The 12,201-nt window shown below is 71.2% G+C and carries 6 protein-coding genes and 2 tRNA genes; 2 read left to right on the forward strand and 6 right to left on the reverse strand.

Going from position 1 to position 12,201, the window contains the following annotated elements; genetic code table 11:
• Nucleotides 1-43 precede the first annotated feature (43 nt).
• The 4 genes from VKH46_09825 to hutH all read right to left on the reverse strand — a co-directional run bounded on the left by VKH46_09825 (nucleotide 44) and on the right by hutH (nucleotide 8,838).
• Nucleotides 44-3,268, reverse strand: coding sequence for an ATP-binding protein (locus tag VKH46_09825; protein HKB71130.1), 3,225 nt, complete (start codon nucleotides 3,266-3,268; stop codon nucleotides 44-46).
• Nucleotides 3,269-3,479: 211 nt separating this feature from the next.
• Entirely contained in the window at nucleotides 3,480-5,138 is a 1,659-nt protein-coding gene (gene hutU / locus VKH46_09830; protein ID HKB71131.1) for a urocanate hydratase, read from the reverse strand.
• A 28-nt stretch (nucleotides 5,139-5,166) separates the two neighbouring features.
• Nucleotides 5,167-7,209 (reverse strand): hypothetical protein, encoded by a 2,043-nt coding sequence (locus VKH46_09835; protein HKB71132.1) that lies wholly within the window; start codon nucleotides 7,207-7,209, stop codon nucleotides 5,167-5,169.
• 114 nt (nucleotides 7,210-7,323) lie between these two features.
• Complete coding sequence (gene hutH / locus VKH46_09840; protein ID HKB71133.1) at nucleotides 7,324-8,838, reverse strand: histidine ammonia-lyase; 1,515 nt, start codon at nucleotides 8,836-8,838, stop codon at nucleotides 7,324-7,326.
• Between the two features lie 50 nt (nucleotides 8,839-8,888).
• Between hutH and VKH46_09845 the strand changes: the two genes are divergently transcribed.
• Both VKH46_09845 and VKH46_09850 read left to right on the forward strand, forming a co-directional pair.
• On the forward strand, nucleotides 8,889-10,217 hold the full coding sequence (locus VKH46_09845; protein HKB71134.1) for an adenylosuccinate synthase: 1,329 nt from the start codon (nucleotides 8,889-8,891) through the stop codon (nucleotides 10,215-10,217).
• 172 nt (nucleotides 10,218-10,389) lie between these two features.
• A tRNA-Lys gene (locus tag VKH46_09850) sits at nucleotides 10,390-10,465 on the forward strand.
• Nucleotides 10,466-10,533: 68 nt separating this feature from the next.
• On the opposite strand, the gene VKH46_09855 is transcribed toward VKH46_09850, so the two are convergent.
• Together VKH46_09855 and VKH46_09860 are read right to left on the reverse strand one after the other, a co-directional pair.
• Nucleotides 10,534-11,088 carry a hypothetical protein gene (locus VKH46_09855; GenBank protein ID HKB71135.1) on the reverse strand — a complete coding sequence of 185 codons (555 nt, stop codon included), beginning with the start codon at nucleotides 11,086-11,088 and terminating at the stop codon, nucleotides 10,534-10,536.
• 805 nt (nucleotides 11,089-11,893) lie between these two features.
• A tRNA-Glu gene (locus VKH46_09860) sits at nucleotides 11,894-11,968 on the reverse strand.
• Nucleotides 11,969-12,201: the final 233 nt, after the last annotated feature.

The following is a 12,201-nucleotide window of genomic DNA, read 5'->3' on the forward strand; positions in this document are numbered from 1 at the left end:
ACGCCTTCTCCCGCGGGGACAAGGGAGGCCGACGGCATGCGCCTCATGCCTCGCCAACGGCAGCCGGCGACTCGCCGGCCGGCCCTCCCGGCGCGGCCGCGAAGTCGAACTCCACCGCGAAACCGCGCGGCGAGAGCCGGAAGGCGCGCGCATCGCCTCCGTGCTCCTGCGCGATCTTGCGGACGATCGCGAGCCCCAGCCCGCTGCCCCCCGATTTGGACGAGAAGTACGGCTCGAAGAGCTTCGGCATGTCCGGTACGGCCACGCCGGGGCCGTCGTCCTCGACGCGGAAGACCCACCGGCCGTCCGCGGCGAAGAGACGGACGGCGATCCGTCCGCCCGCGTCGCCGACCGCCTCGCGGGCGTTTCCGACGAGGTTCGTGAGCGCGCGCGCGACGAGCTTCCGGTCCGCGGACGCCTCGACGTCGGGGACGTCGACCTCCCAGCGGATTCGCGGCGAGGCGGCATATCCCGAGACCACGCTCTCGACGAGCGGCTTCAACGCGACCGGCTCGCGGTGCGGCTCGGGAAGGCGCGCGTAGTCGGAGAACTCGGCCGCGATCGCGCGGAGCGACTCGGTCTGCCGAAGGATGTTCGTCACGCACTCTTCGAGGACCTGGTCGCGCGAAGGATCGCCGCGCTTCCACACCTCGCGGAGATGCTCGGCCGAGAGGCGGATGGGGGTCAGCGGGTTCTTGATCTCGTGCGCGATGATGCGCGCCATCTCCGCCCACGCGCGCAGCCGCTGGGCGCGCGCGAGGTCCTCGCGCTGCTTCTCGAGGGTCGACGCCATCGAAAGGAACGCCTCGACGAGGCGCCTGAGCTCCTCGTCGGCCGGCAGCGGCACGGCGGGCGTCCGGCCGTCGGCCACCGCGCGCGTTCCCTCGACCAGGTCGCCGATCGGGCCGGTTACGCGGAATGCCGTGCGCGCGCCCAGCAGCAGCGAAAGGCCGAAGACCGCGAGCGTGAAGAGGGTGAGGCTCGCCGAGAGGCGCGCGATCTCCTCCTCGGTCTCGCGCTGCTCGGGCAGCAGCGGGATCGAGAGCACCGCCGGACCGGTGAACGAGAGGCGCCCCGGGATCGACGCGAGGGCCGCCTCGACCTGGTCGAAGGGACGATGCATCACCCGGCGGCTCTCGACGACGAATCCGGCGGGAGCGCCGAGGATCTTCCCGAGCGCGCCGCCGTCGATTCGCTCCGGGAGGAGCCCCGACGCGAAGAGCTCCCGGCGGCTCGTCGAGAACAGCCGGCCGTCCGTGTAGATCGAGAGGTCGTGCCCGACGATCTTTCCCATCCACGACAGGAGGTCGTCGTCGATCAGCTGGCGGCGGCCCGGGGAGGTGCCCGCCGCGAAGAGGTAGTCGTCGAGGACCGTGCGCGCCGTCTCGAGCGCCGTCTGCGCGTGCGCGAGCGTCTCGCGCCGCAGCCGGACCGCCATCGTGTGGCGAATGTAGATGGTGGCCGCGAGGAACGGCACGAGGACGAGCGCGGTGAAGAGCGCCGTGATCCGCCCCCGGAACGTCAACGGCCGCAGGTGCACGCGGCGGCGCTCGGAGAGGAGCAGGGCGGCGGCGCCCAGCGCCGCGAGCGCGATGCACGCGGCCACGGCGGCGGTCGCGGCGGTCAGGCTCTCGAGGAAGCGCTCCGAGACGCGCGGCGGGTCCGACGGCGGAGGCGCGTCGAGCCCGAGAAGGAGCTCCCGGTACGCCCGGAAGGGCTCCGGAAGCGACCGCCAGGCCGGCCACTGCGCCGTCTCGATCTCCGCTTCGAGCGGCGCCTCCCCCGGCGCGAACTCCGCCTGGGACGGAAGGCGGACACGCCGGCGCTCGATCGCGACGGTCTCGCCTCCGACGCTCGTTTCCTTCTCCGACTCGGTCGGGATCCCCGCGGAGAACCGCGAAACCAGCCGTCCCTCGCGCCAGAGCCGGACGCCGGAGACCGGGGCCTCGGCGGCGAGGCCCGTCGACTTCCACAGGCTGAACGCGAGGTCGGTCAGGTCCTGCTGTCGCGCTCCGGCGAACCGTGCGGCCGTGCGGGCGACCGCCGCGGGCATCGCCGCGGCGGCGGCCGCCGATCCGTGCGACGGGGAACGGCCCGCGCGCCGCGAGGCCGAAAGCTCCGCCCGGCGTCCCGCGATGGCGCGCTCCTGCCGAAAGAGGACGAGCGGGCCGAAGAGCGCGGCGGCCGAGAGCGCGGCCGCACCGAACACGCGCAGCGGCGCCGACCCCGGCCCGCCGGCGAGGAGCCCGAGGAGCGCGGCGGCAAATGCCACGGCGACGCCGGCCGGAGTCGGGCGGAGCGTGCCGACGACGAATCCCGCGGCCGCCAGCGCCGCCGGAAGGGCGAAGGAGCGCGCGCGCCCGACGGAACGCGAGAAGAGCGCCGCCGCGGCGGCCGAGAGCGCGAACCCGGCGATCACGGCCGGCTCGCGCACGTAGTCGCCCGGCTCGAGCTTGAGCGTCGACGATACGAGCGCGGCGGTTCCCGCCGCTCCCCACCCGAGAGCAAGGCTGGCGCGGATCGCCGGCCGAATGACGCCGGCGCGGATCGCCGGCCGAATGGCGCTGGCGCGGATCGCCGGCCGATTGACGCCGGCGCGGATCGCCGACCCGATGGAGCCGTGCCGAAGGGGGTTCCCCGTCCCTCCCGGCGAAAGGACGATCGAGAGAACGAGGAGCAGCACGCCCCCGCCAACGAACACCGCGCGGGCGATCCGGCGCCTGCGGGCGTCGCGGTCCACCGGCGCGGAATCGACTCCTCCCCACAGCGCGGTCCCCGCCGGGTTCCAGGCCGCCGCGCCTTCCGGCGACAGGCGCGCTCCGTCGGTGGCCCGGGCCACCCGCCATCCCTCGACGAGCTTCCCCGCGCGGCCCTCCGACGGAAACGACAGCGACAGCGTTCGGAAGAAGACGACGGAATCGGCGGACCAGATCGCGCCCGCCGGGTCCCCGATCGGGAAGAACGTCGGGGCGCGGCCCGCCCACGCCGCCGGATCGCCGTTCGGGTCGACCAGCGTCAGCGAGAACCCCACGCGTCCGCCGGCGAGCGCCTTCTCGGCGGCCGCGAAGAGCGCGGAGCGGTCGACGGCGACGCCGCCGCCCCGCAGCGACGACGCGACGGCGGGGGCGCGGAGAAAAGTACGCGCCCGGACGTCGAGGTCGGCCCACCCGCGCCGGAGCTCGGCGGCGCGGCGCGCGGCGGCGGGAGAAGGGGTCGAGCGGGGCGAGGCGAAAGCGAGAGAAAGGAGGAGAAAGACGGCGGAGGTCATCGGTGTCCCGAGTTGGGAATAGCGTGCCGTTTGTTCGGAGCGCCGCGGGGTGAGCTACAAGTCGGCGCGATGAAGCCGATGCGGTGCCATCCCCGCCTTCGCGGGGACCTCGTCGCGCCGGCGCAGCAGATTGCCCGAAGGCCGCCCGGGAGCATTTGAAGTGAGCGCGCACAGCGCGCTATGGCCGCCCGCGCATTCCCGACTCGGGACACTAACGCGACATCGGGAGATCGAGCCCCCGCGTGCGAGCGGTCTCGATCGCCTTTTCGTATCCCGCGTCGGCGTGCCGCATCACGCCGGTGCCCGGATCGTTCGTGAGCACCCGGCGGAGCCGCTCCTCGGCCTCGGGAGTGCCGTCCGCGACGACGACGAGTCCCGCGTGGATCGAGTAGCCGATGCCGACGCCGCCGCCGTGATGGACCGAGACCCACGTCGCTCCGGAGGCCGTGTTGAGGAGGGCGTTCAGGATCGGCCAGTCGGCGATCGCGTCCGAGCCGTCGCGCATTCCCTCCGTCTCGCGGTTGGGCGACGCGACCGAGCCGGCGTCGAGATGGTCCCGCCCGATGACGATCGGCGCCTTCACGCGTCCCGTGCGGACGAGGTCGTTGAACCGCACCCCCGCCCGGTCGCGCTCGCGGTAGCCGAGCCAGCAGATGCGGGCGGGCAGCCCCTGGAAGGCGATCTTCTCCTCGGCGAGCGTCAACCAGCGGCGAAGCGTCGCGTTCTCCGGGAAGAGCTCGAGGAGCGCGCGGTCGGTCGTCCGGATGTCCTCCGGGTCGCCCGAAAGCGCGGCCCAGCGGAACGGCCCGTTTCCCTCGCAGAAGAGCGGCCGGATGTAGGCCGGCACGAAACCGGGGAAGTCGAACGCGTTCTCGACCCCGGCACTCTTCGCCTGACCGCGCAGGTTGTTGCCGTAGTCGAACGTGACGGCCCCGCGCTCCTGCAGCGCCAGCATCGCGCGGACGTGCGCCGCCATGGAAGCTTTTGCGCGGAGGATGTAGCCGGCGGGGTCCGATGCCCGCAGGCGGAGCGCTTCGGCGTAGGGGATCCCGTGCGGGACGTACCCGGTCAGCTCGTCGTGCGCCGAAGTCTGGTCCGTCAGGAGATCGGGGACGATCCCGCGCGCGATCAGCCGCTCCAGGAGATCGACGGCGTTCGCCTCGACGCCGATCGAGACGGCGCGTCTGGCGTCGCGGAAGGCCAGCGCCCGGTCGATCGCGGCGTCGAGGCCGGTCATCGCGTGGTCGAGATAACGGGTCCGGATGCGCTTCTCGATCCGCGCCGGGTCGACTTCGGCGAGCAGCGCGGTCGCGCCGTTCATCGTCGCGGCGAGCGGCTGGGCGCCTCCCATCCCGCCGAGCCCGGCGGAGACGAAGAGCCGCCCGGAGAGCTCGCCGCCGAAGTGCCGGCGCCCCGCCTCGGCGAGCGTCTCGAACGTCCCCTGCACGATTCCCTGCGAGCCGATGTAGATCCAGGAGCCGGCGGTCATCTGGCCGTACATCGTCAGGCCCAGCCCTTCCAGGCGCCGGAACTCGTCGCCCGTCGCCCACGCGGGCACGAGCATGGAGTTCACGATGAGGACCCGCGGCGCGTTCGCGTGCGTCTTGAAGACGCCGACGGGCTTGCCCGACTGGACGAGGAGCGTCTCGTCGGCCTCGAGGCGCTTCAACGTCCTCGTGATCGCCTCGAAGCACTCCCAGTTGCGCGCGGCCTTGCCGGAGCCGCCGTAGACGATGAGCTCGTCGGGCTTCTCGGCGACCTCGGGATCGAGGTTGTTCTCGAGCATCCGGAGCGGCGCCTCGGTGAGCCACGACTTCGCCCGCAGCGCGGTTCCGCGCGCCGCGCGCACGGCGGGGTGGACGGCGGTCATCGCGGCTATTCTAGCGAAACGCCGCGCTTCAGTGGATCAAGCCCGGGATTCGGGCGGCGCCGTCCGCTGGAGAACCGATCGTCGGCCGCCCGATCGATCTGTCGAAGATTCCCTTCCCCGCCACGCTCGCGTGGAGAATTCGTCCCGCCGCGTCGATCGCAAGGACAGCAACCGGCTCGCCGTCGAGACCGAATGGCGACCAGTGCGCTCCGCCGTCGCCGCTCCGGAATACTCCGCCCAGGGCGACATTCCCCGAGCTCGACGCGAATAGAACGTCCGGGTTCACCGGATCGACGAGAAGGAACGAGAAGAGCTGCCCCTCGGGAACGGCGAGAATTTCCCATGAGTCGCCGCGGTCGCGGCTCTCGCACACTGCGGGAGGAGGAGCCCCGTGGGCCCCGAGCGGCACGCCGACGGCATAAAGGTGAGCCGGATCCGTCGGGTCGATCGCGACCGCGCTCGTCCCCGGCGTGAACGGCAGCGTCGACCACGTCGTTCCGCCGTCCTCGGTCCTGGCAAGGCTCGCGGAGGGATAGGAAGACGTCACGTACGCGACGTCGGAATTCGACGGGTCGACGGCGATGCCAGCGACCATCGAATCCCCGAGCGATCGCCAGTGCTCGCCCGAATCGTCGCTTCGAAAGACTCCGCCGCACTGTTGCTCGGTGTGGGAAGGATTTTCGGCCGCCGCGTACAGAACGTTCGGCGACGAGCTCGACACGGCCAGATCCGAGATCGCGGGACACGTCAGACCGTCGTCCGCCGCGGCCCAGTCGCGCCCCCGGTCGATCGATCGGACGATCCCTCCGCCCGGCGCTCCGGCGTAGGCGGAGCTCGACGCGTCGACCGCGAGGACGGAGGTCAGGGGCGTCGCGCTCAGCGAAGTCCAGTGCGACCCCGCATCTTCGCTTTCGAAGAATCCGTTTCCGTCGCTCGCATACACGACGTTGCGCCGCAGAGGGTCGGTCGCCACGCCCGCGACCTCCCCGGACGATACGAGCGGTGGGCCACCGGTCGTCCACCCAGCCCCGGAGATCCGCGCGGGATCGGTGGCAGGAACGGCGGTCGCCCGCACGTCGTGGAACACGAATACGCCGTCGTCGGTCGCGACCGAGACCCGCCCGCCGGCGACCGAGAGGTCGTTGATCGTCCGACCGAGAGCCGGTAGCGTCCGCCACGTCACACCGCGGTCGAAGGAGGCGAAGATGTCCGTCCAGGTCCGGGCGAAGACCGAATCGGGAACGAACGGGTCTGTCAGGACCTGCAGAATGCCCGCGCGGCCCGTCAGCCCGCTCGGCGCCCACGTCATTCCTCCATCGTCGCTGCGGAAGACACCGCCGTTGACGTAATCCGCCTCATAAATGAGGCGAGAAGAAGCCGGGTCGACGGCCAGAAAGCCGCCGGGCGAAGGGATCGCCGTCCAGGATTCCCCTCCGTCGTCGCTTCGCCAGCCGCCGCCCTGGACGAGGTAAAGGACGCTCGGATCGGAAGGCGCGAGAGCGAAACCGCTCACGTCCGGAAATACCCCCGGCGGAAAGGACGGCGAAATCGAACTCCAGGCCGCACCTCCGTCCGTCGTCCGGAGGAGAGTGCCCCCGAAGCCGTGGCACGAAATGTCGTCGGCGGCGAACGCCACCGAAGGATCCCGCGGATCCACCTCGAGAACCGGAACGACATCGCAGAAGCCGCTCGTGTAGACGACGCGCCAGGTGGCCCCGCGGTCGGTCGATTTCGCGATCGCCGGCAAGGAAACGGGAAAGTCGCCGTTGACGGTCTCGTACCCCGCGGCGTACAGGATGCCGGAAAGGCCGGGGGAAAAGCGCGTGACCCACGACAGGGGCACGGTCCCCACGGGTCGCCAGGTCGTCGCGCCGTCGTCGCTCTGAAAGATCTCCGTCACCCCGGTCGAGGCCGGAACGGCGGTCCACACCGTGCGCGCATCGGCGATATCCACCGCGGCGGCGGTCGCGGCGCCGGGCCCGCTCGACGTCCAGGCCCGGCCCGCCGCTCGCAACGCCGGATTCGCGATCGTCAGCAGAGCGAGCGTGATGACGAGGCGGATGGATCGCATCGAGGCATTTTCCCCGCCTTCGCTGTCGAAAGCTTGCTGCAATTGCATCGATTCCGGAACGCGAGGCGCCCTCGCGTTTGCTCCCGTCTCTCTACGGAGCGGAACCGGCTCGCGTCAGAGGAGATCTTCGGCGAACGCGCCGAGCTCGCCGTCGACGAGCTCCGCCCCCGCCTCGAGGTCCGGCGCGATGAAGCGGTCCTTCTTCCAGGTCTTGACGCGCCGGCGCACGATCCTCCGCGCCTCCTCGATCGGCGCGGAGCTTTTCAGAGGCCTGGCGAAGTCCAGCGCCTGGCAGGCCGCCAGGATCTCGATCGCGAGCACCCGCGTCACGTTGTCGACGACGGCCGCGAATTTTCGCGCCGCGATCGGAGACATCGACACGTGGTCCTCCTTGGCGGCGCCCGTCGGGATCGAGTCGACCGACGCCGGATGCGAGAGCACCTTGCACTCCGACGTCAGCGCCGCCGCCGTCACCTGCGCGAGCATGAAGCCGGATTGGAGCCCCCCCTCCTCGGTGAGGAAGCCGGGGAGCCCCGACAGCGACGGGTTGACGAGCTTCTCGACGCGGCGCTCCGAGATCGACGCCAGATCGGTCAGGACGATCGCCGCAAGGTCGAGCGGCGCCGCCACGGGAGCGCCGTGGAAGTTGCCGCCGGAGAGGATCTCGCCCCGGCCGGCGAAGACCATCGGATTGTCCGAGGCGGAGTTCATCTCGGTCTCGATCGCGCGGCGGGCGTATTCGAGGCCGTCTCGCACGGCGCCGTGCACCTGGGGCATGCAGCGCAGCGCGTAGTTGTCCTGGACTCTTCCGCAGTTCCGGTGGGATTCGCGGATCGCGCTTCCCGCCATCAGCTTCCGGAGGTTCGCCGCCGACGCGATCGCGCCGGGATGCGGCCGCGCGGCCATGATGCGGCGGTCGAAGGCGACGTCGCTCCCCCGCGAGGCGTCGAGCGACATCGCGCCGGCGAGATCGGCGACCTTGACGAGCCGCAGCGCGCGGGCGAGCGCGAGCCCGCCGACCGCGCACGTCATCTGGACGCCGTTGATGAGCGCCAGCCCTTCCTTCGGACCGAGCTCGACCGGGGCGAGGCGGGCGCGGGACAGGGCCTGCGCCGCCGGCATCCGCCGTCCACGCCAGAAGGCATCCCCCTCCCCGATCAGCCCGAGCGCCAGGTGCGCGAGCGGAGCGAGATCCCCCGACGCGCCGACGGAGCCCTGCTCCGGGACGACCGGGAGAACGTCGGCCGCGAGCATCGCGAGCAACGCCTCGACGGTCGCGGCGCGGATCCCGGAGAAGCCCTTCGCGAGCGTGTTCGCGCGCAAAGCGATCATCGCTCGCACGAACGGGGGGGGAAGCGGCGCTCCCATCCCCGCCGCGTGGCTGCGGACCAGGTTCTTCTGGAGCTCGGCGAGGCGGTCCTTCGGGATCACGACGTCGGAGAACCTCCCGAAGCCGGTCGTGATGCCGTAGGAGACCGTCCCCCGCCGCGCGAGCCGGTCGACGACGCGGCGCGACGCCGCGATCCTGCGCCGGGCCTCGGGAGAGAGGGAGACCGTCGCGTCCCGCGATGCGATCGCTTCCAGGTCGTCGAGGGTCAGGCGATCGCCGGTCAGGCGGATGCGTCGCATGCGCCGATGATAGAACGCCGCGCGCGATCCGTGCGATACTTCGCCACGGCGTGCCTGACCAACGGATACAGACGCTTGCGGTCCTCGGCGGCCAGTGGGGCGACGAGGGGAAGGGAAAGCTCGTCGATCTTCTCTCCGACCGCTACGACGCGGTAGCGCGGTACCACGGCGGCCACAACGCCGGGCACACCGTCAAGTTCGGGGACCGCCACTTCGCGCTCCATCTTCTGCCGGCGGGGGTCATTCGGGGCCGCGAGGCGTGGATCGGCGACGGCGTCGTGCTCGATCTCGACGCGCTCTTCGAGGAGATCGACGGCCTGAAGGCGGCGGGGATCGAGGTCGAACGGCACCTCAAGATCTCCGATCGCGCGCACCTGATCCTTCCCTATCACCGCCTGCTCGATGCCGCCCGCGAGAGCGCCGCCGGCGACGGGAAGATCGGCACGACGCTCCGCGGCATCGGTCCGGCCTACGAAACCCGCGCGGCCCGCACGGGGATCCGGACCGGCGCGCTGCGGCACCCCGACACGCTGCTCGCGAAGATCCAGCGCCTCGAGCGGGAGATCGGATGCGTCGCCGCCGCGCTCGGCACGCCCGGCGCACCCCCTGCCGCGGAGGTCTTCGACCAGCTCCGCGAGAAATCGAAGCGCCTGCTGCCGCTTCTCGACGACACGGGAGCGCGGGCGCGCCGCCACCTGAAGAACGGCAGGTCGCTCCTCGCCGAGGGCGCCCACGGAGCGATGCTCGACCTGTGCGCCGGGACGTACCCGTTCGTGACCTCGTCGACCTGCTCGAGCGCCGGGCTGGCGGCCGGCCTCCGGATCCCGCCCCAGGCGCTCTCGGCGTCGCTCGTCGTCGTGAAGGCGTACACGACCCGCGTCGGCGCCGGTCCGTTTCCGACCGAGCTCTCGGACGAGACGGGCGAGTTCCTCCGCAAGCGCGGCAACGAGTACGGGACGAGCACGGGACGCCCGCGCCGCACCGGATGGTTCGACGCGGTCGTCGCCCGGAGCGGCGTCGAGCTCTCCGGGGCGCGCTTCATGGCGGTCACGAAGCTCGACGTCCTCGACACGCTCGGCGAGATCCCCGTCTGCGTCGGCTATCGGCTGCGGGGACAGCACGTCCTCGAATTCCCCTCCGACGTCGAGGACGTCGAGGATCTCGAGCCGCTCTACACGCGCTGTCCCGGCTGGAAGTCGGACACGACGGGTGTCACCCGCTTCGAAGACCTTCCCGCCCACGCCAAGGAGTACGTCAAGTTCCTCGAGCTGCTCTGCGGCGCGACGGCGGTCGCCGTCTCCACCGGCCCGCGCCGCGAAGAGACGATCTTCCGCGCTCACGACGAGTTCTGGGACCGGCTTCCCCCGGCCGTCGCGTGATCGCGGGCGGCGGGCGTTCGAAGCACGAACCTCGAAACTCGAAAATCCATCCGATGTCATCCTGAGCGAAGAGGCCTGCCGCGCCGAAGCCTTGGCGAAGGCGGGAAGGATCTGCCCCCGGGCGCTCCCGCTCCGGGGAGCCCGGGGAACCTGCTAAACTTTCGATCGCCCCGAGTCGGTAGCTCAGTCGGTAGAGCAACGGCCTTTTAAGCCGTGGGTCCCGGGTTCGAGCCCCGGCCGACTCACCACGTCGCTTCCGCGGCCCGCGCGCCGCGCGTCCGCTTACGCTCCCACATCGCAGACCTCCTCCGCTCGATTACTTCGCGGAGACTATCCGCGATGTGTCCTCCGCGGCTCGCCTTCTCGGCTCGACCGCTCCGGGGCCCGGAAGCGCGACCGGGGAATCTTCCACCAGCATCGGGCACGCGATCTGAAGGACCACCAGGGGATCGAACCCGTAGACCGCGAGGAGGTCGCCCGTCGCGGGATCGGTGAATGGGAGCCAGTTCTTCTGGGGCCGGTCGTCGCCGAATCCGGAGAGCGCCACCGGCCGGACGCCGGACCCTCCGTCGCCGATCGAGGCGAGCGCAATTCGCACCCGCCCCGCCGGATGGTGCTCGGTCGTGACGCACGTGAAGCCGGGGTCGCCGCGCCGCGAGAAAAGACGCGCGTCCTCGAGCCCGCGGACCGGGTCCTCTCGGAGCGGCGCCGCGTCGCAAACGACTTCCCGCTGGTCGAGGAAGCGGAGGCGCCGGTCGGTCCGGATCAGGAAGTTCTTCGTCCTCATCACGCCGTCCGGCTCCGTGGCCGCGTACATCTGGTAGGGATCGATCCGATAGCTGACCGCCCGGCTGGTTCTCCTGCGAAACACCCTTTCGTGCCGCCTCGGGCTCGATGATGCCCGGCCGATCCTTCGCCGAACGGTTTCCATGGCGTCGGCCTTCGCCGGTCAACGACCCGACGCCGAGGAGACCGTGCGATTTCTGCTCGCCGACGATCCCTGTTGAACCCGATGGAGGTCGAATTGCGCCGAAGGAAGGCTTCACGGATATGCGATCTTCGCTCAGGAGAGAGGACTTCGCCCTCACGGCGATGAGCGCTCCTGCGCTCAGGGACGCCGAGACGGCGCCCCGGGCGCTCTGACCTTCGGCTGGATCGGCCCTCCGCACATCTCGCAACGCTCCGTCCCGTCTCCCGCGATCGGCACTTCCTCGTCGCACTTGTCGCACGCGGAGTTGACGCAAACACCCATCGAACGTTCTTCGCCGTTTTCCATGTCGGAATTCTACGGTCAGACGCTTCATGGGGCCGCATCGCGGTCGAATTCTGGCGAAGTAATCGAGCCGAGATTCCCGCGATGCCGGAGCGAAAGCGCGAGCGAGGGGGTGGCGCCCGCGCGGTCGAGTCGCTCGTTCGACGAGTCGCGCGGAACGAACGTGCCTGGTTGTCGTTCGCGATCCGAGCTCCGAGAGGTCGCGAACGCGGACCGGGGCCGGGAGCGCCGGAGTCGTCGAGCCCCTCTGAGGGCGAGCGGCGCAGGCCAGATCGCGGAAAGTCTCCTCGCCGGGATGAACGCGCAGGGCGCCGTGCGCAAGCGCCCGGCGAGGAGGAGGTCCGCGATCTGAGAGGCAGCAAGCGGTCGAGCGCCTCGAGCGCGAGCCGTGCTGCCGAAACAATGGCGTCCCCAACGGGAATCGAACCCGTGTCCCCGCCGTGAAAGGGCGGTGTCCTGACCGCTAGACTATGGGGACGCGGCGGAGGCGGGATTCTAGCACGGCGATTTCGCGAGGGCGGTCGTGGCGAGCCCTTCTTCTCCCCTACCGACAACGCCGAGCCGCGTCGAGGCGCGAGCCCGGCGGGATGCGGGGCAGCCGGCCCGCGGGCGCGGCGTACCGGTGCGTACGTTAAGCCCGCGGGCGGCTGCCACGCGCCCGCCCGGCTCGATGCATCGCCGCGCGGGCCGCTCAGAATTGTGTCAGGTTGT

This window comes from Thermoanaerobaculia bacterium (genome assembly GCA_035260525.1).
GTDB lineage: Bacteria > Acidobacteriota > Thermoanaerobaculia > UBA5066 > DATFVB01 > DATFVB01.